At 45.9% G+C, this 25,180-nt stretch carries 16 protein-coding genes; 6 read left to right on the top strand and 10 right to left on the bottom strand.

What is annotated here, in order from left to right:
- Positions 1 to 283 precede the first annotated feature (283 nt).
- The 4 genes from QUA57_RS16020 to QUA57_RS16035 all read right to left on the bottom strand — a co-directional run bounded on the left by QUA57_RS16020 (position 284) and on the right by QUA57_RS16035 (position 6,040).
- Entirely contained in the window at positions 284 to 2,797 is a 2,514-nt protein-coding gene (locus QUA57_RS16020; protein ID WP_333062122.1) for an MASE1 domain-containing protein, read from the bottom strand.
- Positions 2,798 to 3,355: 558 nt separating this feature from the next.
- Positions 3,356 to 4,696, bottom strand: coding sequence for an ABC transporter substrate-binding protein (locus tag QUA57_RS16025; protein ID WP_333062124.1), 1,341 nt, complete (start codon positions 4,694 to 4,696; stop codon positions 3,356 to 3,358).
- 266 nt (positions 4,697 to 4,962) lie between these two features.
- A complete protein-coding gene (locus QUA57_RS16030) occupies positions 4,963 to 5,589 on the bottom strand; it encodes a hypothetical protein (RefSeq protein ID WP_333062126.1) in 627 nt (208 codons plus the stop codon).
- Positions 5,590 to 5,902: 313 nt separating this feature from the next.
- Positions 5,903 to 6,040, bottom strand: coding sequence for a hypothetical protein (locus tag QUA57_RS16035; RefSeq protein ID WP_333062128.1), 138 nt, complete (start codon positions 6,038 to 6,040; stop codon positions 5,903 to 5,905).
- 50 nt (positions 6,041 to 6,090) lie between these two features.
- Between QUA57_RS16035 and QUA57_RS16040 the strand changes: the two genes are divergently transcribed.
- Both QUA57_RS16040 and fmt read left to right on the top strand, forming a co-directional pair.
- Complete coding sequence (locus QUA57_RS16040) at positions 6,091 to 8,349, top strand: tetratricopeptide repeat protein (protein ID WP_333062130.1); 2,259 nt, start codon at positions 6,091 to 6,093, stop codon at positions 8,347 to 8,349.
- Positions 8,350 to 8,781: 432 nt separating this feature from the next.
- The gene (gene fmt / locus QUA57_RS16045; RefSeq protein WP_333062133.1) at positions 8,782 to 9,780 is read left to right on the top strand and encodes a methionyl-tRNA formyltransferase; all 999 of its coding nucleotides are present in this window, start codon (positions 8,782 to 8,784) and stop codon (positions 9,778 to 9,780) included.
- Positions 9,781 to 9,863: 83 nt separating this feature from the next.
- Here fmt and sbcD read toward each other — a convergent pair whose 3' ends face one another.
- The 4 genes from sbcD to QUA57_RS16060 all read right to left on the bottom strand — a co-directional run bounded on the left by sbcD (position 9,864) and on the right by QUA57_RS16060 (position 12,108).
- Positions 9,864 to 11,105, bottom strand: a complete 1,242-nt coding sequence (sbcD, locus tag QUA57_RS16050) for an exonuclease subunit SbcD (protein ID WP_333062135.1) — start codon at positions 11,103 to 11,105, stop codon at positions 9,864 to 9,866.
- Positions 11,106 to 11,121: 16 nt separating this feature from the next.
- On the bottom strand, positions 11,122 to 11,526 hold the full coding sequence (locus tag QUA57_RS28710) for an IS1 family transposase (protein ID WP_445304483.1): 405 nt from the start codon (positions 11,524 to 11,526) through the stop codon (positions 11,122 to 11,124).
- 180 nt (positions 11,527 to 11,706) lie between these two features.
- On the bottom strand, positions 11,707 to 11,838 hold the full coding sequence (locus QUA57_RS28715) for an IS1/IS1595 family N-terminal zinc-binding domain-containing protein (RefSeq protein ID WP_445304484.1): 132 nt from the start codon (positions 11,836 to 11,838) through the stop codon (positions 11,707 to 11,709).
- 114 nt (positions 11,839 to 11,952) lie between these two features.
- Entirely contained in the window at positions 11,953 to 12,108 is a 156-nt protein-coding gene (locus QUA57_RS16060) for a hypothetical protein (RefSeq protein ID WP_333062136.1), read from the bottom strand.
- 804 nt (positions 12,109 to 12,912) lie between these two features.
- On the opposite strand from QUA57_RS16060, the gene QUA57_RS16065 reads away from it, so the two are divergent.
- Positions 12,913 to 14,823, top strand: coding sequence for an ABC transporter ATP-binding protein (locus QUA57_RS16065; protein WP_333062137.1), 1,911 nt, complete (start codon positions 12,913 to 12,915; stop codon positions 14,821 to 14,823).
- A 236-nt stretch (positions 14,824 to 15,059) separates the two neighbouring features.
- Here QUA57_RS16065 and QUA57_RS16070 read toward each other — a convergent pair whose 3' ends face one another.
- Positions 15,060 to 15,635, bottom strand: coding sequence for a Uma2 family endonuclease (locus tag QUA57_RS16070; protein ID WP_333062138.1), 576 nt, complete (start codon positions 15,633 to 15,635; stop codon positions 15,060 to 15,062).
- 89 nt (positions 15,636 to 15,724) lie between these two features.
- Positions 15,725 to 17,002, bottom strand: coding sequence for an ATP-dependent DNA ligase (locus QUA57_RS16075; protein ID WP_333062139.1), 1,278 nt, complete (start codon positions 17,000 to 17,002; stop codon positions 15,725 to 15,727).
- Positions 17,003 to 17,353: 351 nt separating this feature from the next.
- Between QUA57_RS16075 and QUA57_RS16080 the strand changes: the two genes are divergently transcribed.
- The 3 genes from QUA57_RS16080 (at position 17,354) to QUA57_RS16090 (ending at position 25,104) form a co-directional block, all read left to right on the top strand.
- Positions 17,354 to 17,659 carry a glutaredoxin family protein gene (locus QUA57_RS16080; RefSeq protein ID WP_333062145.1) on the top strand — a complete coding sequence of 102 codons (306 nt, stop codon included), beginning with the start codon at positions 17,354 to 17,356 and terminating at the stop codon, positions 17,657 to 17,659.
- A gap of 199 nt (positions 17,660 to 17,858) precedes the next feature.
- Positions 17,859 to 19,382, top strand: a complete 1,524-nt coding sequence (locus tag QUA57_RS16085; protein WP_333062140.1) for a UDP-N-acetylmuramoyl-L-alanyl-D-glutamate--2,6-diaminopimelate ligase — start codon at positions 17,859 to 17,861, stop codon at positions 19,380 to 19,382.
- Between the two features lie 169 nt (positions 19,383 to 19,551).
- Complete coding sequence (locus QUA57_RS16090) at positions 19,552 to 25,104, top strand: AAA family ATPase (RefSeq protein WP_333062142.1); 5,553 nt, start codon at positions 19,552 to 19,554, stop codon at positions 25,102 to 25,104.
- Positions 25,105 to 25,180 lie beyond the last annotated feature (76 nt).

Below are 25,180 nucleotides of genomic sequence, written 5' to 3' on the forward strand. Positions count from 1 at the left end.
ATTAATTAGGGTGATCTAACCCGCCCTAATCTTCTACCTCTATAGCAATTCTAAATTATTTGGGAATTTATTATCCCCTCATAAGGATGCGGCGAGGGTTGGGGTGGGTAAAATTTTTACGAATAACATAAAATTACTATATTTTAAAAAAACTTCTAAAAAACTAAGTTTATAATGTGAGGAATTATGTGCAAATTCTGCAGATCTGCTAGCGAAATAATCAGCCAATTGCAGAGGTAAACAAAAGTTGCAGGCATCGAAAAAAATAACTGTCAAAAAAATATTAGTCGTCAGACTTTTCGGTTGAGATCGAAAGGTCTGTGAAAATAGCTGGCAGCCGAATGGTAAAAGTAGAACCTTTATCCAACTCGCTTAATGCAGTAATGTCTCCTCCCATCATTTCGCAGAATTTCTTAGTAATCGTCAGCCCCAAACCAGTGCCACCGTACTTCTTAGTAGTTGAGGAATCTGCTTGGGTGAAAGGCTCAAAGATTCTGGCTAACTGTTCGGGACTCATGCCAATACCGGTATCTTTGACCGTAAAAATGATCCAATCTTGAGCGGAAGATAACAGAGACAAGCTATTTTCAGCTTGGCCACCTCCTCTATACGCTCCCAGTTTTTTGCCTTTGTTTGCAGCGTCGGCGGGGGTTTCGACGGATCGGGTAATGGCGAAGGTAATTGCGCCGGAGCAAGTAAATTTCGCGGCATTGCTGAGGAGATTGAGCACAGACTGCCGGAGTTTAGTTTTGTCGGTGTGCATCGATCCAATATCCTCGGGGCATTGTATTTCTAGGATATTGCTATTTTTTTGTGCCATCGGGGCGATCGTGGCAACTACTTCCTCAACCAGAGTTGAAATGGTGAAGGTTTCAAGGTGGAAGTCGATGTGGCCTGCTTCAATTTTGGTCAAGTCGAGAATATCTCTAATCAGTGTGAGTAGGTGCTGGCCAGCCTTGTTAATTCTCTGGAGGTCGTCGATGAACTCTTCGGCACCAAGGTCTCGGGCGTCTTCTTGCAGGAGCTCGCTGTAGCCGATGATGGCGTTGAGGGGGGTTCTGAGTTCGTGACTCATGTTGGCGAGAAAAATGCTTTTGGATCTATTTGCAGCTTCGGCGGCTAATGCGGCCCGGCGGAATTCTTCGGAACGCAAGCGTTCGGTGATGTCGGTGGTCATGATTAAAACGCACTGAGTGCTGCCGAGGTGGATGAGTTCCACTGACAGCAGCCAGTCGCGCACTTCGCCGGCTTTGGTGCGAATTTTGATTTCTTGGTTGCTGAGCGAATTTTGTGATTGCAAAATCTGGGCGAGCCGCCCCCCGTCTTCTGAATTGACCAACATTCCTAAGTCGCTGGGAGTGCGGCCGATAAATTCGTGCCGCAGCCAGCCTAATGAGCGCAAAAAGCTTTCGTTGGCATCGAGGAAGCATCCATCTGTGAGGGTGCAGATGCTGATCCCGACTGGGGAGGCGTGAAAGGCCTTGGAAAATCTTTCTTCTGAAGAACGCAGGGCGGCTTCGGCTTGCTTTCTCTCTGTGATGTCTTGGACGGTGCTGGTGATGTAGAGGGAGGTGACGGCAGCTTGTTCGTAGACTGTGCGGTTACTGCCGTCGGGGAGTATGAGCCTGTAGTCGATGCTGTAAGGCTGTTGCTGAAATAAAGCGGCTTCGATCGAGGTTTTGACTAATTCTCTGTCTTCAGGGTGCACGTATTCCAAGAAGGCTTCCAGGCTGGGTTCAAAAGTTCCCGGTTGCTCTCCCAGAATGCGGTAAATTTCCTCTGACCACCGCAATTGCTGGGCGTTGCGGTCTAAGTCCCAGTTGCCTAGCTGGGCGATGCGTTGGGCGTTAGCGAGGCTGGCTTCGCTGGCGCGCAGGGAGGCTTCTGCTTGGTGGCGTTCGGCGACGGTGGCAGCTAAGACTAAGCCGGTGACGGCGATGACGGCGATGAAGGCTTGCAGGGATAAGAGTGCTTGGGGGATACTGCTGGCGTGTTTGAGGAAGGGGCCGCTGCCTCGGGCGATACCCCAGATTGCGAAGCCGCAGAGGATGAGGTTGGAGAGGGCCGTGTAGCGCTGACCGAATCGAAAGGCAGCCCAAACTACTAGCGGAAATGGTAAGTATTCGAGGGGATAGCGGGCGTAGGCGGCGCGGGTGCGGGAGCAGAAGACGAGCCAGCCGAGTGCTAGTAGCAGCAGCAGCCAAATCGCTCGTTCAGCTATCTGTTTACGATGGGTGGGGACTTTGGGCAATTGTTGCCACGTCAGTAGCAGCGGGGCAACGAGCACAATTCCCATAGCGTCTCCCACCCACCAAGTCCCCCAAATCGTGCCAAAATTGCTCCAGCTAGATAAACCGGTCAGGCATACGACGATGCTGCCGATGGTGGAGTTGATCAGGGTAGATCCCAAGGCTGCTAGTCCGACTATTCCTAAAACGTCTTTGAGCCGATCGAGCCTGGCGCTAAAGTTAATGCCCTGGAGTAGATAAGTTCCCGTCCACGCTTGCAGGGTCCTGGCGCCTGCCGAGATCAATGCCGTGCCGATATTCGCCGACGGTACGCTCATGCTGAACAGGAAGCCTCCGATCGCGATTCCCGGCCACAGTTGTCGCCCAAACAGCAGCAGGGCGACTTGGGCAATTCCTGCGGCTGGCCACATCGGGTAAATTTCTGAACTGAGGGTGAGGGTGGAAATGGCGAATTGGGACGCCCAATAGTAGACCAGGGCGATCGCGCCTACTGCGAGGAAGTACCGCCAGGAATGTCCTTTGATTGCATTAAGGAACTTTGTCTGCATGGTCGTTTGGGGAAAAGGTGGACGGTTGTTGGGGTCTCAGTAGGTGGCACGGGACAGGCACAGGGTAGAGAAAATGTTTCTATTAGGTGATGGTAGGTCATGGGTGGTAGGTACTGGGAAAAGCTTTTGAGCTAACTTTTTGTGGTGCCTTGAGGGAGCGGTTTTTTTGTTCCATCAAATCTACCCATGAATTTCGGGAGTATCGCTTTTTTGTAAATATATCTCTAATGGCTAAGCAATTGGTTTGTAAATTTTTGGTTTTTGTTAAAAATTTATTACCGAGCGACAGCGGGTGTCTTTTTGTGTCTGGCGATCGTAACTCAATTCACCCTAACATCTGGCACCATACTCAATAATACCTAAAATACCTAAAATACCAATAACAGCGACGTAAAATCTCTGTTTTTAGGTAAGTTTGGGGCAAGAAACACGGTTTCTGATTAGAAGTGCAGACGGTAGTGATTTTCACTAGATTTTTAACCAATCGAGGCTTCAAGTCTTTCGATCGAATACAGTGAAAGCAGATAATTTACAGGTAAGAAAAATATTTTTTATGGTCTATTTCTCTTTGGCTGTCGCAATATCTAAGGTGAGTGTCAAACGCTCTTGAGATTCTTTAAGGGCGTCTTGGGGGTTGCGGCCCAGAAGGGTTGCCTCTATGGCGCGACCGAGGTTTTCTGATAGGCGGGAGTAACCTGATATAATGGGTCGCGCTCTGGCTGAGTTCATTTGTTCTAAAAATACTCGCAAAACAGGGTTTTTTTCCACAAAGCTTTGATAAGCTTGGCTCTGTCTCGATTTTAAGTTAATGGGTAAATAACCTGTTCCTAATGCCCATGCTGTTTGGAATTCTTCACCTATAACGTATTCTAAGAATACTAGGGCTGCTCGCTCTCGGTCTGGCGAGGTTTTCATTAAAAATAGGTTTTCACCCCCTACGACGGCGGCAGGGCGTTTGAGGATCGGTAAAGGCATTGCTCCGTAGTCGATCGCGCTTTGCTGCAACTGTGCTAGCGTCCACGGCCCGGTGATTTGCATGGCGACTTTGCCGGCGATGAAGTTGTCGAGTTCGTAACCGCGTTCGGGTGCTGACAATATTGCTGAACCTTCTTTTAACAAGTCGCTCCACAATTCTAAGGCGGCGTGAGAACCGGGATTATCTATTTGGGGTACAGGACTTTGAGGTATGTCGCCTTTTAGTTCGCCGCCTGCGCTGAACATGAATGGCAGCCAGGTAAATACTGTCCATTCTCCTTTGCCTAGGGGGAGCACTATGCCGTGTTGGTCTGTGCGGCCGTCTCCGTTGGTGTCTTGCGTGAGCGATCGGGCTACTTGCTTTAATTGCGCCCAATTCTTCGGCACTTCTTTGATTCCTGCTGCTGCAAATAAGCTGGGACGGTAAAAGATGGCGACGTTGTTTGTCGCTAGGGGAACTGACCAAGTGTGTCCGCCGAGTTCCATTGACTCGAAGAGTGCCGGGTAGATTTCGGCTTTCCGGGGCGATTTGTCTAGCCAGTTTTCTAAGGGTTCAATTGCGTTGAGTTCTGCTAGTTTTCCTGAAATTGTGGCAGCATTCCACAGCAAATCCGGCGGTGCGTTTCCAACTATTGCTGTTAGTATTTTTGGCAGTTGTTGGTCGGGCTGACCGATGTAAACTGGTTTGATCTGGATGTTGGGATGCGTTTTATTGAATTGGTTTGTGAGGGTTTGAAATACGTCGCGATTTGGTGGAGGATTGATGCCGTGCCACAGTGTGAGTTCGATCGGTTCGCCGTTTTTTGAGGCTGGGGTTGTGCTGTTTTGACAGCCGCTTAATATTAGCAGATTTAAGGTAATTAAAATTCCGATCGCTATTTTGAGTGGTCTTTTAATTGCTTCGGATAATTTGGATAATATCATTTTTTAGTTAGATTCAGGGAAGAATATTTTTTTAACCGTAGATGAACGGGGATGGACGCGGATAGTTAGATGTTGGTAAAACGAGCTAAATCTAGAAAATCTGCTGGTAGCTGATTTCTCTCTCCATCCGAGGTGTTTTGAAACCAAACGGTGAAAGCTCCTGCTCCTAGTCTATCTTGCGGCCACATCCGATAGCAAGGAATTTCTGTCAGCTGCGAGCGATATTTTTCTAAAAGAGGAACAGTGACTGGCCCAAATTCGGGGAATTAGCTTAACAGCCATTCGCTGACTTGTTCATTTTCTGCGGTTGAATAAGGGCAGGTCATGTATACAAGATAACCTTGGGGCGCTACAATTTTAGCAGAATTGGCTAAAATTCTTTTTTGGCGGTTGGCATTGCTATTGATGGTGACATGATGAAAGCAGCCGGGTGCTTTGTCTCCTTTTGCTAAGAGTGATTGACCAGTACAAGGAGCATCTACTATTACTAAATTAGCCGTTTGTGGCATCTTTTCGGCAAGTATTTTTGAATCGGCATTGGTGGCGGCGGATGAGTTAATTTGGCAGCGTCTTAAATTAGAGTTCAGCCTTCCCATGCGTTTGCCTATGGCTTCGTTGCACAACAGAAATTCTAGCTTTAAGGTTTTCCAGGCAAATATACTTTTTCCTCCGGGGGGCGCGCACATATCTAAAATTAGTTTTATTGACTGGGATATTGTTAACAATGTGGAGGCGGCGAAGATTGAGAAAAAGTCGAGACAGTAGTAATGTCCAGCTTGATGTAAGGAATGTTTTCCCAGTTGGTATTCTAAGGCTAGTCTATCTACAAAGTGCGGTTGCCCAAAAACGGAAATTTCGAGATCAAATGGGTTTTTTGATGGTTTTGGTTGCACCCACAAGATCGCAGGATTAAAGGCTTGGGGATTGGTGACGGCATGAATAAACTTTTCTTGTTCGGCGGTGTCGGCAAATAAGCTGCGGCTGAGTTTAAGCAGGAGATTTTACTGTTTTTCCATGTTCGAGGAGATACGATCGCAATTTTGACAACTTTACCACCTATAGATTGTAGGCGATCGTCCTTCGGAACACCCCTCTCTCACTTTAATCAAGCAGTCCTAGGGTGCGTCGCCATTAAAAGTCCCAAAGAGGGGTGGGGGGTTTTTGATCGTTTGTCGATGGGTAGCAAATATGTGGATGAACCCGCCCCTACATGGTAAAATTATTGGTATAATCTTCAATAAAATCCGTAGGGACGGCTTCACCGCTCAATTGTGCCACCCACCCATCATCTGAATAAACCCGCCCCCACCCCAGCAACATCCCCAAATAACGCTTAGATTCCATCAATATCTGGTTGATCAAACCTTAACCATACAAAATAGGAGCAATTTTTTATGACGAAATCATTACCAGGAAAAAAAAGTGTTTTGGTTCAGATTAAAAATGATGCTAATGCGAAACTTTTTTCGACAGAATATCAAGCAGATATTCAAGCTGGAGCCGCCCTCTCTATTGCTAATATCAATGCAGACACTGCGATCTCTATTGCCAAGATTAATTCAGAAAACGCTAACAAACAAATAAAACTACAAGAAAATATTTCTATTCTCCAAGCCTTGCAACATCAAGCCACCCTCGATGTCACAAGGGAAGAAGGCGAATTAAACCGAGATTTACAGCAATACCTCGCAGAAATGAATAGTGCTTGTCAACGCAATGAAGGTATGCTAAACCGCGAGTTACAATATAAATTAGCGGATTTAAATTGGGCTTTTCAAGCCAATGAAGGCCAACTCAACCGCGAACACAGCGCCCAACTAGAAGTATTGCGCGCCGAATTGCAAAAATTTTGCCTCGCTGAACAGCGTCAGCTCCAACTAGAATTAAAACAGTTAGATGCTCTCTTAGCACGAGAGATTGCTCAGGCAAATCGCGAAACAGCAATTGCCACCATTGTCAAACAAAAAAACTTAGAAAATTCCCCAATTTTCGTCACCGCCGAAAACATTATTGCCAACATCAACCCTGAAGATACACCCATTTTACGAGTTTTCTTATCACCACCAGTCTTGACTCACGATGCTGCTAAACCAAATCAAAACTTTCCGGTATCTGAGGAATTTTTAAGCAATTATCTGCGAAACTTCCTAGACAAGTATATCACCGAGGGCCGGCCAGTGCAATTTATGGGCGGTTATTGGCGGAGTAATGTTTTTCGGGAAGAAGCGGCGGCGGAAAACTTATTTGCAGGTTTGCGGGTAATTCCCACACTCATTTTGGACTCATCTGCCACGCCGGATGACTTTTATTTGCGCTTTGGCTTTTGGCATATTAATTTTAAGAAATATCGCTACCAAACCCCAATTTATAAGTTACCTTGGGTTGAGGTATTGTATGATTGTGCTAAACAACGGGCTGTGAATTGGCAAGGGAAACGACAAGCGTATATTGACTCTGGTAAGCCTGTGGCTGATTTTGATAGCCGTTATGATGAAGAAACAGTTAAACGCTATCAGCAAAATTTACAAATTTCGGAAATTGAACGCCGTGCCCTAGAGGAAGGAGAAGATTTAAACGAAATTGATCGCCCTTATCATTTGCACAAAAATGATTACAATGATTTGGCAGAATTCATTGGAATATTCCATGCTTTAATCGCGGGGTTAATTGTTGATGAATATTGTCTGATGTTTCTGCCTCCAGATGAGCGAAAAACACCTTTACTGCCCCAGTTACTCCCGGAAATGTTGGCAAAAATGCCTCCAGAAGAACAGCAGACTATCATAGAAATTGCCGTGGGTTATTATCAGGCATTATATGACAACTTAGCTGAAAAAGAGTCGGCATTAATTCCTGATTTACGTTTGGATTTAGCTGTATCTCTGTTGAATTTAGCTGACAAGCAGTGGGCCGCAGCACAGTTATATTTGTCTGTCGAAGATTGGTTAAAGCTGCATGGTTTGCCGATTCCCGAACAAAGTCAGTTATTAAATGCTTTGGCTGGGGCTTTAACCTTTGATGATTTGCCCTATGTAACCAAGCTAAATAACTGTTTGCAAGGTTTGGGGGTCAATTTACAACTAAGCGTCATTGAGTGTTGTTGGCAACGGGGTTTACAACGAGCAAACAATGGGGAATATTCCTCGGCAATTACAGATTTTTATCAAGTTTTACAGTTAGATAGTTCTCGCTTAGACGCGAATATTCAGCGGGGTTTGGCTTATTATCAAGTTGGCGATTATGAGGGCGCTATCGCAGATTTTGACCTGGTACTGCGATTAAATCCTAATGATGCTCATACTTACCATCATCGCGGGCTAGTTTATCATAAATTAGGACAGTTAGAACAGGCAATTGAAGATTTTAATCGCGCTTTGCAAATTGATCCGAGTTTACCGGGTGTACTGCATATTCGCGATGTGGCTTTGGGTACATTAGAGGAGAGAAAACGGGAAGCAGAAGCGGAACGTCAGCGCCAGGAGGAAGAAAAAAGGGCACGTCAACGCCGGGAAGCAGAAGCAATAGTACCTCAACGTAAACCAGCAGCCACGCAACCTGTGCAGGAGGAGTTTGGAGCTAACGACGGGCTGTCTTGCCTGGGTCTACTCTTCGTTGCTTTTTTGCTCTATTACACTTTCTCTCAAGGGCATTAGCACTTTAAAAATTTAAGGAGTGATAGCAAACCGGGTTAAATAGACATAATTTCGGTAGGGGCTGGTTCACCGAAATATTTGCCACCAATCGACAAATTATCAAACCCGCCCCCACCCCACCGAGATGTTAAATAATTGATGGAATTTAAGGGTTGTTTGGGGTTATTGGTTGGGTGGGGGCGGGTTTATAGATATTTGGGGTGTCAATTAAAGATTGTTGATGAACCCGCCCCTACAAGTTTTATTGAAGATTTTACCAAGAATTTGACCATGTATGTAGGGGGGTTCACGCCTGATACTTACAACCCATAGACAAACGATCAAAACCCCCTCCCACCTCACTATAAACTGCCGGCTTGTATAGATTTTTGCTAAATACGCCTCTATAATATGTTAGGGTTTTTTCGGGCAGTTCTACTTAACTAAAAGTATATGAAAATTGTTTTTTTTGGCACTCCCGATTTTGCTGTTCCTACTTTATCCAGTTTGCTGAGTCACCCAGAATTTGAGGTGGTGGGTGTGGTGACTCAGCCGGACAAACGCCGGGGAAGAGGAAATCAATTAATGCCTTCACCTGTAAAAGATGTGGCTTTAAATCATAGTCTCCCGGTTTGGCAGCCGCGCCGAATTAAGAAGGATGCGGAAACAATTGCCAAATTGCGGGAAGCGGAGGCGGATATGTTTGTGGTGGTGGCTTATGGCCAAATTCTTTCTCCAGAAATTCTGGATATTCCTAGTTTGGCTTGCGTTAACGTTCACGGTTCAATTTTGCCGAAGTATCGCGGTGCAGCACCGATTCAGCGCTGTCTTTTTGACGGGGAAAAGACAACAGGAATTACTACTATGCTGATGGATGCTGGGATGGATACTGGGGCGATTCTATTGAAGGCTTTTGCTGGTATTTCGCTCTTGGATAATGCTGATTCTTTGGCGGATAGGTTGGCAGAAGTTGGGGCGGATTTGTTGGTGGAAACTTTGGTGAAATTGAGGGACAACCAAATTGAAGCTGTTGTTCAAAATGATGCTGAGGCGACTTACGCACCGATGATTAAGAGTGCGGATTATGTGCTGGATTGGTCGAAAAGTGCGATCGCCCTTCACAATCAAGTTAGGGGCTTTTTCCCGGATTGCACGACGACTTTTCGTGGCAATTCTCTGAAGGTGATAGCTACTGTGCCCGTCGGGCCGGAATATTGGCTGCAAATGCCAGCGGATTTGAGAGTTTTGGAACGCGAATGGCCTGTTTTAGCCCAGTTGTCGGGCGCGAATGGGGAAGTTGTTAAGGTTGTGAAGGGGTTGGGGGCGATCGTGCAAACGGGTGATGGTTTATTATTGTTGCGGGAGGTGCAGTTGGCGGGGAAAAAGGTGCAGTCTGGGGTGGATTTTGCGAATGGAACTCGGTTGGCGGTGGGTGAGATTTTTGGGAGTTAAATAGTATATTTAGGGCGGGCAGGATGCCCACCCTACAATATTGGGCAGCAAAATCATTTTGTAATTAGATGGGCGATTCTTGACTAAAATTCAACCAAAACTTCCTCCGCGCTGCCCAATAAACCCTGTGCCGCCTCTAACATACTCTCCGCAACATCTTTCAAATCGTCGCGACTTGCCAGATAAGTTTTCAAAGCTTCTAAGGGTTCTATACTATTATTAGCATTCAATTCTGGCAACCGCGGCCTTGCTAACTGACTGACTAATTCCGGCTGGATTGTGTAGCTGTGCGCTTCGCCCAGAAGTGTGTGCAATTCTCCGTTGTCGATTAAATCTAATTGTTCCGATCGCAATTGGTAAATTAATCTCACAACCGCGTCTTGTATCTCTTTCTTGCCAATAGCTTTAACTAACTCGGCTTGCGGGTTTTCAGATTCGGAAACATTTACTTTAATAGTCTGAAACACCCGCACTGGCAAAGTGCAAAATTCCCACTCTGCTTTTCCCCGTTCCAAATTAACTAACACAAAACCTTTATCTTCTTTCTCTTCGCTAAAATCAACTCGTTCGATACTTCCCGGATAAATGACGGGCGGATTGTTGGAAGCATTGAGATTTTGGTGTTTGTGAACGTGGCCGAGAGCAACATAATCAAAACAAGGGCGAGTTAGCATGGAAACGGGAATGTTAAAACCTTTACCAACTGCTAAAAAACGCTCGGCGCCCAGACTTGCTTTATCTGCCATTAAGTGCGCTAAAAGTACGGTTGGTATGTCGGGATTGAGGCGGCGGATTTCGCCTTCCATTGCGATCGTCAGTTTTTCGGTTAATAATTGGTTAACATCGCCCATAGACAGGCTTTCAGTCTCGGAACGTGTCATTAAGGTCGATCGAGTCAACCAAGGTAATGTTACCACCTGTACGGGCCCGCTGCGGGTTTGAATGAGGTGAGTATCCAGGCGATCGCCTACAATAAACTTAGGTATTCCCAAAGTCCGATATATCCCCAAACTCGCGCCACCCTGTCCCTGAGAATGTTGGTCGTGATTTCCTACTAGCAAAACAGTTGGAATTTGCGCGTCTACCAAACGGCTGAATTGGCAAGCAAAAGCCTCTTTTACAAACGGTGGAGGCGTCGAATCCGGGAAAGCATCGCCACCGAATATGACTAAATCTACGGGTTCAGAAATTGCTCTATCCATACATTTACTCAGCGTCGTCGCGAAGTCTTCCAGCCGCGTATTTAAACCGGTTTCTGGATTAATCCGGCCGTGAGAAAAGCCGCTGCCCATGTGAATGTCTGAAAGGTGTAAGATTTTAATCATTGTTTTTTAGGTAGTGCTAAACAAGTAATGATGTGTTGTAGTGATGGATGAAATACCAAATGGCACCAATGTGATTTTCCAAGGACTTAGAAAAGGATAAGGTTTTTTGCACTAACCGAGACACCCGTGGTCTAAGGGTGTTGTTTAATCGTTCAATGTAAGTGGTGAGAGCCCGTTTCCTTGCCGACTGCTCGATGTCGTTAGCTCCCGGCAGCACTGCGGCTCCATCTGCCCAAAAATCGGTGTACGCAACGGCGCATTGGCAATAGAGTGGGGGTAAGGAATTCCACAACCCACGAACAGCGACGGAGTTACGTGCGCCAATGTAGACACCCACAATTTCACTCTTTGTCTGGATCAAGGGCGAGCCACACCCATTGTTTATTGGCCAAGTTGTCCACGAACGACAACAGCTCGTCACCTTGCATCGTTAGTCTCCCCTTTTTTTTTGTGCCACCTGAACTTTGCCAGACACCAGGGCATATTTCTGATTGACGTAGCGAAAGCAACCACTGCTCAGACACCTGTGTGGCACGAGCAATTCCAGCTAGGGAAATCCGTTCTAGCAACAATCGATCAATCAGTTCACGCGCAAGCTGAATCAATTACTTTTTTCTGCGGATGCAAGGGCGAACTGTCGCCCACATTTATGGCATTTAAACCCTTGTTTACCGTTGTGGATGCGACCATTTTTGACCGTTTGGCATGACGCATAGGTTGGGCAAGCAGGCATGATTAGAAAATACCAACAAGAAACTCTACTTTCCTATCATTACATCTTTGGCACTACCCACCCGCACTCTGGTCAACTTTCTGGCGCCCCGTCCTGGCTGCCAACATCGACAGTTTACGGTACTCTCCCGACGGACATATCCACCGTAAACCTAATTGTCGCTTCTTTATCCGCTGCTTGCAGCTTGCTCATCAGGCTAGGCTCCTTTGATTGAATGGAAACTGGTTCTGATGCTAATGCTTCCGGCTCCGGTGGTGTTGCAGTTGGCAATGGAGTTTCCTGTGTTGGTTGTGTGGGTAGTGTTTCCCCTATTAGTGATGCTGTGGGTCTTGTTGCGAACGATACAACGAATGGTGGTACTTGCACACCTGTTTTTATGTGTGTTAGCTTATTACTTAGAAGAGCATATGTGTCAACGATTACCGTCCGTCATCGTTGTTCGAGGATGAGGAGTGGTTGAATGCTTCTGATTCAGGGTCAGTGCTTGTTCCAGTTAAGTCATCCACTCCCGCAAAACGGAAAGCTTCAACAAAATGTACTTCTGAGAGTTTTCCACTTTACATTTTTCGGACGTTAATAACAAATTTATCGACAATCGCTCAAAATCGAGTATAGCCTAAATTGCGTCTGGTTTCAGTTAGTTTCGACAAGCTGACGATGCCGGCTCCTTTGCAACAGAGAGCTTTGGATTTACTGAAGGTTTCCTAATATTGTAGTTATCTATTGGGCGAGGGCGTTAGCCCTATTGCCTGACTGATGGGGTTTTTGCTTGGATGCGATCGACCACAGGGGGGAAGTTCCGCTAGAACAGTTGAGAAAATCTCAACTTTGCGACCGTTTTCGGCAAAGCAACGCGGACGCATCACACCAGGAAGTATGCGCGCTTTCGCTTTCTATCTAGCTACGCTTAAACAACGAAACTATACTTACATCTTGCACCAGTCAATAATCTCACATTCCATCTGCCCTGTTTGACAACACGAGTTAAAACTCAAAGTTAATTTCTAGCTTCTCTGACTGGGGTGAAACTTGCTAATTGGTGCATTGTCTTACTTAGAGGCATCCAGCACATCCATGAATTTTCCATTCAAAGCACGTTTGAAGAGCCAGAAGAATTCACCAAAAATGGTGATGCCGTTAATTAACCAACATTGGTTGGTGCGGATCGTCCTGCGCTCTATTTCCTACTTCCGCAAAGACTTATGGCTGATCGTCACGCTCTTGCTTTTGATCGGAGCATCGGTGCTTTTCAACCTTCTCAACGCCTGGCCGATAGCGATTCTAGTCGATACGGTTTTGTCACCAACTCCGAAATCCAACTGGATTCATACGCTGTTTCTTGCTCCGTTCGGTGAAGGCACACTGAACCGAATTTTCGGAATGGCATTCGTCGCGATGATTATTAAAATCCTGAGCGAGACCGTTTTTATGCTCCGTAGGATGTTGAACTACCGCATCCAGTACAACGGAACCTTGCGGGTTCGCACCGAACTCTACGACAAAATGCAGGCGCTGAGTCTCGGCTGGCACGGCTCCCGATCGCAGGGTGACGCAATCTATCGGTTGAGCTACGACAGCCTCGGCCCCTGGGGGGTGATCGATACGCTCATCGGTTCCACCGCCGCATCGGTGACGCTGACGGCGATGATCTGGATCATGCTGTCGCGCCACGTCCTTCTCACGGTGTTTGCGCTTTCGTTTACTCCGCTTCTAATACTGGCGAATTGGTACTTCGAGGGAAGGATTAGAAGTCGAGCCCTCGAATCGAAGCAGACCGATGCGGTGATGACCTCAACCATGCAGCAAGCTATAGAGTCGATCGGGCTAATCCAATCCTTCGGTCGAGAAGCAACCGAGTCGCGGCGCTTCGGGCAGGCGGTAGAACGCAGTGTCAAGGCCTCGATGCGACTCAATTGGCAAGAGAACCTCTATCCGCTAGCGGTTCAGGTAGTCTTCGCCCTGGGAAGCGGGGTAATCTTAGGCTACGGCGGATACTTAGTTTATCGCGACCAGTTCTTGCGTCCGGTGCCGAACGGCGTGAGCATCGGCGATTTGCTCGTATTCATGGCGTACCTGGGGCAGTTCTGGGACCCGATAGGTTGGGTGTTGGGGTTCACTACTAAGATCCAGACATTTGTAGCTTCATGCGATCGCGTCTTTACTGTTATTGACGAGCCGCCTGCCATAAAAGATGAGCCTGATGCGCGATCACTTCCCGTTTATCCCCGCACACTCGCATTTGCCGACGTGAGTTTTGAGTACAACGCTGGGCAACCTGTCTTACGGAACATCAGTGCTAGTATCGAGCCTGGTCAGATGGTGGCGTTTTTGGGCCCTAGCGGGACGGGAAAGAGTACGCTGCTCAATCTTTTGCCGCGCTTCTACGACCCGACATCGGGCAGCGTCCTCCTCGACGGCTTCGACCTCCGTACCCTTAAAATTGCCGATGTCCGCAAACACATGGCGATCGTCTCGCAAGGCAGCCCACTTTTCCCCGGAACGATCGCAGAGAATATCGCCTACGGCCGCCCGGACGCTCTGCTCTCCGATATTCGGGAGGCTGCAGTTGAATCTGGGGCAGCCGAGTTCATCGAAACCTTGCCGGAGCAATATGATACTTTAATCGCTGAGGGCGGGCAGAACCTCTCCGGTGGACAGCGACAGCGGCTAGCTATTGCGCGGGCGATCGTCACTAAGGCTCCCATACTGATCCTCGACGAACCAACGAATGCGCTGGACTTGAAGCACGAGCAGTGGGTACTAGAGACTCTGCAACGTCTACGTCGCAAAAGAACCATTATCTTGGTCACGCACCGACTCGAAACTGCCGTAGATTGCGATCTGATTTTTGTGATGCAAGAGGGCGAGATTAAGGAGTCTGGCACTCACGCCGAACTCCTTACCCAGCAGGGGTTCTATTACCGAATGTTGGGCTACAACCCAGTCAGGTCAATAGGGCTTACTGATAAACCCTGCATCGAGTAGGAGTACGACATGGCGAACTTATTTCTTATCCTTTTGCTTCAATATGTTGCCTGTCTGGCTAGTAAATTATCTTTTGGGTTAGTAGTGAGGACTTCAGCCCTCATCTTTCGTAGTGAGGACTTCAGCCCTCGTTTAGCTTCGGCAGAAAAACTAAAGTCTTTACTAAGAACTAGGTTTAAGGTTTTTATCAAAGTACAGACGAGAGGAGATTACTACTCAAAATTTAGTTTCATACATCACAATACCATGCCGGGGACTTTTTGATAAACTTGTGCGATCGGGCAGCGAAAATCTATACTCATTAACTCTAACTCATCTCCTTGTCGGTAAGTCTGAGAAACCCAATTTCCCTCAGCGTTGACGCGAAAACACTCTATTTTGATTTCTGATTGAGTTATGAGCACGTATTCCTGCAAAATCCGAGAAGTTTGGTAATCTGCAAATTTATCACCTCTGTCAAAAGCTGCCGTTGAGGGCGACAAGACCTCAACTACTAAAGATGGATATAAAATGAAATCTTCAGTATTTGAGGTATCTCTTTCGTCGCAAGTCACTGCTACGTCAGGATAGTAATAGCAATTTGCCTCTTCCAGTCGGACTTTTATATCTGATGATAAAACTAAGCAGTCGGTGTTATCTAAGTGATTTCCCAGTCGCCTTACTAAGTTGCTAGCAATAATAATGTGAGGCTTTTTTGCCCCCGTCATTGCATAAACGTGTCCGCGTCTGTATTCGTGTTTGATCGGGCTTACTCGCTCGCCTTCTAGGTACTCTTCTGGAGAGATGTAGAAATTGTTTTTGCTGATAACCATTGATTTTTACTCCGCTGATTTTATCTGATACTATGTATTGGAACTCCCATATTTGGGGAAGGAAACGGCACTGCCGTTTCCCTACAAATTTAACAAAACTCCAGAAATCGTGCGTGCCAAAGTTTGCCACTTTCAGTCAAACCCTGCGATCGCACTTTAATTTTGACACTTTTGGGGTTAGCCTCGTAGAGTCGGGCAATTTCCTGCATTTCCTCCCCGCTAAACCCGGTTCCCACGCTTCCTACTGGGACTAATTTGCCCTCAATTTCTTGCGCTACTTTGACGGCGCTAAACGGCCGCCCCGCAACTTTGGTGGCCGTCAAACCCACAATAAACAAATCGTGTTCTTGACAGTATTTAGTCCTCACCATCGGATATTTTTTAACATCTTTTCCGCCGACATAGTGACAGTTGTGCAACACCCAAACTTCGCCTTCTTTATTTCCCGATTCCTGCTGATTTGCCAGGACGAGTTTTTCGGCTGTGGTGCGAAATGTCGGTACAACTTCAAAGGCTGGGGATAAATTCGCCAGCATTTCGCCAACTTCAACTCCCGCTGCAATCCGTTCGGATTCTGCCACGGTAGTTAAATCATTGCCTTTGAAAAACAAACTTTTAAAAATAGCATAAATTGCGTTAGGCTGAGTAGTCCGAAAACCGCTTTCAATATTAACAGTAGCAGCTTGCGCCCCCGTGCGGTGTTCGCTGCCGGTACAGCTTTTGTAATACAGTTCGCCGTCTAAAACAAAGGTGCCAATTTTAGCGGCTGTGTCGATTAATGTGCGATCGCTCTCAACCGATGCCTGTTGCCGCAGGTTAGTCGATCGCGATTGGTAGTATACTTTATCTGGCGTCGCAATGACCACTACTCGATTGCCGTCGCGTTTTGGCTGTCCCCAATAATCGGGATTTTCGATGTAGTAAGAACGTTCACTCGGCGCGTCCACTGGCTGCATCGTGACAATCCTTCCCGGCTGCAAATGCGGTGGTAATTCGGGAACAATCAGATTGTAAACAGTCTCTATTTTGGCAGCGGTAGTTGATTTTGCCGCAGGAGCAAGATTGGTGCTAGATTTGTTTGGAGTATTGAGGGCGAGCGCCTTTTCTCCGGTTTCCAATTCAAACGCTCTTTTCCAAAAGCCGAACCCCATTGCCGGGTATCCTTCCGACTCGGCGCACAGTGCAAAACCAATAATTTTTGCCGTACCAATTCCGCGCCCGTAATCAGCCAAATACTGCACTGCCCCCGCTTCTCCCATCAAATGCAATCCTCGCGTAACGATGCGATTGTTCCAGCGTTCTCGAATGTCGGCGCTAATTTTTTTAGCTGCTTTTCGCTTGGCTTCTGCGTATTCGGTGCAGTCCATACTGCCTCCTTTATGTAGGGCTATTTATATATTATACTCATAATTGATTTATTAGTCAAGTTTGATTTGACAATGAGGTGGTGTGAATAAATTTAACTCTTTCATTTGTGAACTAGATTTATTTTTTAACCGCAGAAGCGCAGAGAGCACAGAGGAAGAGAAGAAAGAGAGGGATGGGGTTGTAGTGTTTTGATTGTCAAGCGCGGTAATCTGTTAGCTGCCAATGCTAAGATAACTTCGATCGCGCATTGCGACCAATAAAGCCGTGAGTTGCGTCTTACTCGCGTTGAGTTCGCTCACTGGCGATCGCAGGTTTGAGAATTTAAGATCGAGTTTAATCTTACTGTTATGATGCGATTGATTTTGTACAGCAAACCCGGATGCCACTTGTGCCAAGGGTTGCAAGAAAAACTCGAACAGATTGAAAGCCTCAAGTTTCAACTCGAAGTCAGAGATATTACCGAACGCGATGACTGGTTTCAAGCTTATCAGTACGAAGTTCCAGTTTTGTTTAAAGTGCAGCCTCAGCCAAAAAATTCTACTGGCGAGGCTGCATTCTCCGCTGAAGAACTGTTACCCCGTCCTTCTCCCCGCTGTAGTGTCGCCCAATTGGAGCAAATGTTACAGAAATATTTGCAAATCGATCCGTCACAATAATACGATTTACCCAAAAACTCAGGTTTTAATCCTGACCTCGCGGTGCTCGGTGTGCAGCTTACTCTAGGCCGAGAGATTTTACACCGCGCATAAAAAAAACTTAGGGTTTGCACTGCGCACAGCAAAAACCTGTAGATAGTGGCTCAAACAATGTGTTCCGCCAGTCATATTCAAGACATTCAAGCGAGGAGTTTTTCAGATGAAATTGAGAGAATTATTAGCAGCAGTTCCCAGCATTTCCTTTGACGCGCAACATCCCGCCCTCGATGCCGAAGTCAAGGGTTTATCCACTAATTCCCACGCTTGTCAGGCGGGAGATTTATTTTTGGGAATGCCGGGAACTCGGGTTGATGGGGGAGATTTTTGGCAAAGTGCGATCGAATCTGGTGCAGTTGCCGCCATAATTTCCACCCAAGCAGCCGAGAAGACACCCCCCCAACCCACCCTTAGCAAGGGGCGACAAGAGGGTCCCTGCGTCATCGCAGCAGCGGATATGGCTCAAGTTTGCGGTCAAATAGCCACTGCTTTTTACGGAAATCCAGCTAGCAAATTAAAACTTGTCGGCGTTACCGGGACTAACGGCAAAACTACAACCACTCATTTAATCGAATTTTTGCTCAATGAAGTGCAGTTGCCGACGGCGATTTTTGGCACACTTTACACTCGCTGGCCGGGCTTCCAACAAACTGCACTTTACACTACACCTTTTGCAGTTGACCTGCAAAAGCAATTAGCAGAAGCTGTAGCAGCCGGATGCAAACACGGGGTGATGGAAGTCAGTTCCCACGCATTAGCACAGCAGCGAGTTTTGGGGTGTAGTTTTGAAGTTGCTGTCTTTACAAACTTGACTCAAGATCATCTCGATTATCACCGTGATATGGAAGATTATTTTGAGGCTAAATCCCTTTTGTTTGGTTCGGATTACCTCGCAAACCGCGCTGTAATTAATATTGACGATCCCTACGGGCAGCGGATATTTGAAACCCTCAAATCTGACCAAGTTTGGAGTTACAGCACTGTTCTGAAAACGGCAGATTTGTATGCTTTTGATTTGGAGTATCAGCCAAACGGAGTTAAGGGAATGCTGCACACTCCGAAGGGTGAAACTGCTTTTTCTTTGCCTTTAGTCGGTCAGTTCAATTTATCAAATATGTTGGCTGCTGTCGGTGCTGTTTTAGAATTGGGTTTAGATTTGTCTACGATTGTGGAGAAATTATCTCAGTTTTCGGGAGTACCGGGACGGATGGAACGGGTGCAAATTAGTCCCGACCAAGATATTAGCGTTATTGTCGATTACGCGCACACTCCCGACAGTTTGGAGAACTTGTTGAAGGCGTCGCGGCCGTTTATTCCGGGGCAGATGATTTGCGTGTTTGGCTGCGGTGGCGATCGCGATCGCACTAAGCGGCCGATCATGGGTAAAATTGTGGCAGAATTAGCCGATTTAGCGGTTGTTACTTCCGACAATCCGCGCACGGAAAATCCCGATCGCATTTTGGACGATATTTTAGCAGGAATTCCCGCCGCAGTAAAGCCGAGCGTTTTGTGCGATCGAGCCGCTGCAATTCGCACTGCTATTATGGACGCTAAACCCGGAGATGGCGTGCTGATTGCAGGAAAGGGACACGAAGATTATCAGATTTTGGGCACAGAAAAAGTCCATTTTGACGATCGAGAACAAGCGCGAAATGCCTTGAAAGCCAGAATGAATTCGGTTAAGTGAATGAGGTGAACAGTTAACGGTTAAGTGAATTCACTTAACCGTTAACTGTTAGCTGTTCGCTGGCTGTAAAATTTATTGTATTTTTAAGTATGGATACGAAGGTATAATCTGATTTGGAGTAGATTATAATAGTAAAATAAAATATTTTAATAGCAAAATAATTTTTGTTATGATAGAACTAACTGGCTATCAAATTCTCGCTCGAATTTATTCAGGCACTCGCACCCTAGTTTATCGCGGAACTCGCCTCTGCGACAAAAAACCGGTGGCCATCAAAGTCTTGCGAAACGAGTATCCCAGCTTCAGCGAACTCTTGCATTTTCGCAATCAATACACGATCGCCAAAAACCTGAATTTGCCCGGAATCATCCAAACCTACAGCTTGGAACCCTACCGCAACGGCTATGCCCTGATTGTGGAAGACTTCGGGGGAATTTCTCTGAAGGAATGGACGGGGAAAGGAAAAACCGTGCAATCTCTGGTTGATTTTTTCCAAATTGCGATCGACCTAAGCAATACATTAGATATACTTTACCGCCACCGCATCATTCACAAAGATATTAAACCCGCCAATATTTTAATAAATCCTGAGACTAAACAAGTCAAACTCATTGACTTTAGTATTGCATCTTTGCTGCCGCGAGAAACTCAAATGCTGATGAGTGCCAACGTAATTGAAGGAACACTCAGCTATCTATCTCCCGAACAAACAGGAAGGATGAATCGTGGCCTTGACTACCGCACAGATTTTTATTCATTAGGTGTAACTTTTTACGAGTTACTGACAGGAAAATTGCCATTTCAATCCAGCGATGCGATGGAATTGATCCACTGCCATATTGCCCAGCACCCGCCATCTGTACGTGAAATTAATCCCGAAATACCCCTTGTTCTCTCGGAGATGGTCAGCAAATTAATGGCCAAAAATGCCGAATGTCGCTATCAGAGTGCATTAGGGCTGAAAGCAGATTTAAAAACTTGTTGGCAACAACTCAATGAGACAGGTAAAATTGAGAGTTTTGCCATTGGGCGGCGAGATTTTTGCGATCGCTTTATCATACCAGAAAAACTCTACGGCCGAGCAACCGAAGTCGCTGCATTATTAGCCGCATTCGAGCGAGTAGCAAACCCCTCTAAATCTCGTCCCCCAGAACAGCCTGGGATCGATAGAAACGATCTAAAAGAAGACCTCGCCTTGATTAAGGAGGACTGGCGTGACTTGAACTTATCCCGCAGCGAAATGATGCTAGTAGCCGGATTTTCCGGCATTGGGAAAACCGCTGTAGTCAACGAAATTCACAAACCCATAGTTCGCCAGCGCGGTTATTTTATCACAGGCAAATACGACCAATTTCAACGTAACATTCCCTTTAGTGCTTTTGTGCAAGCCTTCCGAGATTTGATGGAGCAATTACTCTCAGAAAGCGACGCTCAGCTAGAACGATGGCAAAGGAAAATTATCAATGCTCTTGGCGAAAATGGTCAAGTTATTGTAGAAGTAATTCCTGAATTGGAACGAATTATTGGCAAACAACAGCCTGTCTCGGAACTTTCGGGAAGTGCCGCCGAAAATCGTTTCAATTTACTATTTCAAAAATTTATCTCTGTTTTTGCCACAAAAGAACATCCCTTAGTGATTTTTTTGGATGATTTGCAATGGTCAGATTCAGCATCCCTGAAGCTTTTGCAAGTGTTGATGAGTGAAAAAGATAGTCAGAATTTGCTGGTAATTGGGGCATATCGAGATAACGAAGTCTCTCCGGCTCATCCATTTATGTTGGCAGTAGCAGAGATGGAAAAATCCCAAGTAACGGTAAATACTATTACCTTGGAACCTCTGAGTCAAGTCGATATTAATGATTTGATAGCAGATACTCTCTCGTGCGAGATCCTTCTTGCTCAGCCATTAACCGAGTTAGTTTATCAAAAAACCAAAGGCAATCCATTTTTTTCCACGCAATTTCTCAGGGCGCTACAGGAAGATGGGCTGATTACGTTTGACCCCACCCCCCTTTCCCAGGGCGGAGAGAAAGGGGTAACATCCCCCCTTATCAGGGGAGGACACAGGGGCGTAACAGGGGGGTGGCAGTGCGATATCGCCAAAGTCAAAGCCCTAACTATCACCGATGATGTAGTGGAGTTTATGGCGGTGCAATTACAGAAGTTGCCGCCAGAAACTCAGGATGTGCTGAAGTTGGCTGCGTGCATTGGAGCGCAGTTTGATTTGAATACATTGGCGGTAGTCAGCGAGAAGTCGCCGGAAGAAACTGCTGCAGATTTGTGGAAATCTTTGCAAGAAGGATTCATCTTACCAACCAGTGAAATTTACAAGTTTTATATAGGGAAAGAAGAGGGAAAAAGCACCCCCAACTTGCCAAATACTGCCGCTCAATTACCTCACTACAAATTTCTTCACGATCGGGTTCAGCAAGCTGCTTATTCATTAATTCCTGATGACCAAAAGCAAGCCACCCATCTCAAAATAGGACAGTTACTTCTTCCGAATTTCTCCGAGCTTGAAAGAGGAGAAGAAGTGTTCGATATTATCAATCATTTTATCATTGGCTCGGAGCTAATAACGCAGCAAGAAGAACGAACCAAGCTTGCTAAAATTAGCTTCTTTGCAGGGCAGAGAGCCAAACTCTCAACTGCTTATGAATCGGCGACCAAATATCTCGCTTTCGGCTTAAATTTTCTACCAACTAATAAATGGAAGTCTGCTTATAAATTAACATTTACGATGTATTTAGAAAGCCTTGAGGCTGAATTTTTGGCAGGAAATTTTGAGCAGGCTGAAAATCTTATTGATATCGCATTTAGTTATGCCATTTCTAGTCTTGATCGAGCCAAAATAATTGCTATTCAGCTAACTCATTATCAAAATAAGGCTCTGTATCAAAAGGCGATTCAGGTAGGAATTGAAGGGCTAAAACTGTTAGGCTTAAAACTGGCGATTATGCCCAATGAAGCAGAGTTAGAAGGGGTGGCTCTGGAAGTTAAAAAAACCTTAAATCAGCGCGCAGTTGCAGGACTTATCGACGCACCACTCATTGTCGATGAAGAACGCCAAATGCTGATCAAACTGCTAATGAACATGGTACCGCCCACTTACCTAACTAATCAGGAGTTGTTAGTGTTGGTTGTTTTACACATGACCAATCTCTGTTTGGAATACGGGAATACCAACGTGGCGGGTTTTGTTTATGTTTGGTATGGCACAATTCTCTGCCAACGCTTTCAAGACTATGAATTGGGCTATGAGTTTGGACTTTTAGGGTTAAAGGTGAATGAAAAATTTCATAACACCACCCTAAATGGCAAAATTTATATGTCGTTTGGCAACTTTATCAACCATTGGCGCAAGCACGTCAGTTCTAATCTTGTTCTGCAACAAGCTGCTTATCAGGGGGCAATGGAGGTAGGCGATTTTTCTTGGTGCCATCACAGTGCTCTGTTCAGTTTCTGGCAGCAGGCGATCGTATCCAGCGATATTCACAGTTTGCTGGCTCGACATGAAAAGTACATCAGCTTTGCAGAACGGACGGAGATTACGACAGCATTTGCCCTAATTCTTCAGTGCAAGCTCCTAGAGAATTTGCAAGGGCTAACGATAGGGAAGTATAGCCTTAGCTCTGAAACATTTGATGAAGAGTCCGCCCTAGCAACATTCAATGAAATTGGCTATGGCTATGGCAGTAGCACTTACTATTTCGCTAAAGCCTTTTTGTTTTTTACCTATGGTGAGTATGCTAAAGCTTATGAAATGTTAGTAGATGCGGCAGAGTTTTCTAATACACTTTATGGACAATTTCAACGTGTCCTGCATTGTTTTTATCAGTCTTTGAGTGTATTGCAACTTTATGGGCAAGCACCGGAAAAACACCCAAAAGATTATCAAGAAGTTGTTCAGAATAATCGCCAACAACTGAAAAGGTGGGCAGAGAACTGTCCTGAAAACTGTCTGTCCAAATTTCTGCTTTTAGAGGCGGAGATGGCTCGTGTTGCGGAACAAAACTGGCAGGCTGCTGAGTTGTACGATCGCGCTATTCAACTCGCTAAAGAAAACGAATTCCTCAACGAGGAAGCTCTCGCCTACGAACTCGCCGCTAAATTCTACCTCGCTTGGGGCAAAGAAAAAGTCGCTGCCGGCTATATGCAGGAAGCCTACTATTGTTACGCCCGCTGGGGAGCAAAAGCCAAAACCGATGACTTAGAAAAACGTTATCCCCGTCTGCTGCGCCCCATCTTACAACAGTCCGCCGAACCCTTCACTATTTTAGAAACCCTATCCACTCTCACCAATCCCACCTACTCAATTCATTCGACCACCCATCCCACTACCTCAAGCACCTCCATCAACCATGCTCTAGATTTTACGACCCTGCTGCAAATCTCCCAAATGATCTCCAGCACGATCGACCTGGAGGAGTTGCTGCAAATTGTGACCCAAACCATGTTACAAAACTCGGGAGCCGATCGCTGTGCACTGATGCTCTGCCAAGATCAACAATGGCAAGTGCGGGCAATAGCTACCTGGGAACACATTAGCCTGCAAAGAGAACCCCTAGAGAATAATCCCACCGTTCCTGTTAAATTAATCCAGTATGTCAAAAACACCCTAGCAGCAGTTGTCATCGATCACGCCAAAACTGATCTGCCTGTGATTGACGATTATTTAGAGCACCACCAACCAGAGAGTTTGCTGGGTTTGCCAATTCTAAATCAGGGGAATTTGGTCGGCATTTTGTATCTAGAAAATCGGATAACCAGTGGGGTGTTTAGTCGCGATCGCCTCCTAGTGCTGAATTTTCTCTCTAGTCAAGCGGCGATCGCTCTGGAGAATGCCCGCCTCTATCACCAAGTGCAGCAGACTTTGAATGAACTTCAGCAAACTCAGATGCAAATGATCCAAAGTGAAAAGATGTCAGCATTAGGTAATTTAGTGGCAGGGGTTGCCCATGAAATCAACAACCCCGTTGGTTTCATTGCCGGGAACATTAATGAAGCTCATGCGGGAGTCCAAGACTTAATTGATTATTTGCGCCTCTATCAAGAAAAGTTTCCTCCATCCGAAACAGAATTGATTAAGAAAGCAGAGGAAATAGATTTAGATTATCTAGTAGAAGATTTACCCAAAATGTTGAGTTCCATGAAAATAGGATGCGAGCGCATCAAAAGTATCAGCACCTCCCTCCGCACTTTCTCTCGCGCCGATACGGCCCATAAAGTTGAAGCCAATATCCACGAAGGCCTCAATAGCACTTTGATGATTTTACGCCATCGCCTGAAAGCGAACGACAAGCATCCTGAAATCAAAATCATTAAAGAGTACGGCAAGATTCCCAACGTAAAATGTTATTTGGGACAATTAAACCAGGTATTTATGAATTTATTAGCAAATGCGATCGATGCCTTAGAAGAATCGAATCAAGGACGGAGTTTTGCCGAAATTCAATCCCATCCCAATCACATCACTATTCGGACTAAAGTCGAAAGTGAAAAGGTAAAAATTTCCATCGCCGATAACGGAAAAGGAATGTCAGAAGAGGTGAAAAATCGTATCTTCGACCATCTATTTACTACTAAAGATGTGGGCAAAGGAACTGGGTTAGGACTGGCGATCGCGCGTCAAATTATAGAAGAAAAACATGGCGGGAAACTGAGTTGTTTTTCTACACCTGGAGAAGGAACGGAGTTTGTCATTGAGATTTTAATTGATTAATATTATGTCCGGTCGATTAACCATGATATGATCGGGAGGAACACCACCCCCATCAAATAAAGAATGCCAAAACGAA

Origin of the sequence: Microcoleus sp. Pol7_B2, from assembly GCF_036701035.1 — a bacterium.
Taxonomy (GTDB): Bacteria; Cyanobacteriota; Cyanobacteriia; order Cyanobacteriales; family Microcoleaceae; genus Microcoleus.

What these genes read in the sequence shown, in the direction of transcription:
- QUA57_RS16070 (WP_333062138.1), bottom strand. Translation starts at nt 15,635, where the DNA reads ATGGTTATCAGCAAAAACAATTTCTACATCTCTCCAGAAGAGTACCTA.
- QUA57_RS16085 (WP_333062140.1), top strand. Translation starts at nt 17,859, where the DNA reads ATGAAATTGAGAGAATTATTAGCAGCAGTTCCCAGCATTTCCTTTGAC.
- QUA57_RS16020 (WP_333062122.1), bottom strand. Translation starts at nt 2,797, where the DNA reads ATGCAGACAAAGTTCCTTAATGCAATCAAAGGACATTCCTGGCGGTAC.
- QUA57_RS28715 (WP_445304484.1), bottom strand. Translation starts at nt 11,838, where the DNA reads ATGCCTGCTTGCCCAACCTATGCGTCATGCCAAACGGTCAAAAATGGT.
- QUA57_RS16040 (WP_333062130.1), top strand. Translation starts at nt 6,091, where the DNA reads ATGACGAAATCATTACCAGGAAAAAAAAGTGTTTTGGTTCAGATTAAA.
- QUA57_RS16080 (WP_333062145.1), top strand. Translation starts at nt 17,354, where the DNA reads ATGCGATTGATTTTGTACAGCAAACCCGGATGCCACTTGTGCCAAGGG.
- sbcD (WP_333062135.1), bottom strand. Translation starts at nt 11,105, where the DNA reads ATGATTAAAATCTTACACCTTTCAGACATTCACATGGGCAGCGGCTTT.
- fmt (WP_333062133.1), top strand. Translation starts at nt 8,782, where the DNA reads ATGAAAATTGTTTTTTTTGGCACTCCCGATTTTGCTGTTCCTACTTTA.
- QUA57_RS16035 (WP_333062128.1), bottom strand. Translation starts at nt 6,040, where the DNA reads ATGGAATCTAAGCGTTATTTGGGGATGTTGCTGGGGTGGGGGCGGGTT.
- QUA57_RS16065 (WP_333062137.1), top strand. Translation starts at nt 12,913, where the DNA reads ATGAATTTTCCATTCAAAGCACGTTTGAAGAGCCAGAAGAATTCACCA.
- QUA57_RS16025 (WP_333062124.1), bottom strand. Translation starts at nt 4,696, where the DNA reads ATGATATTATCCAAATTATCCGAAGCAATTAAAAGACCACTCAAAATA.
- QUA57_RS16090 (WP_333062142.1), top strand. Translation starts at nt 19,552, where the DNA reads ATGATAGAACTAACTGGCTATCAAATTCTCGCTCGAATTTATTCAGGC.
- QUA57_RS16075 (WP_333062139.1), bottom strand. Translation starts at nt 17,002, where the DNA reads ATGGACTGCACCGAATACGCAGAAGCCAAGCGAAAAGCAGCTAAAAAA.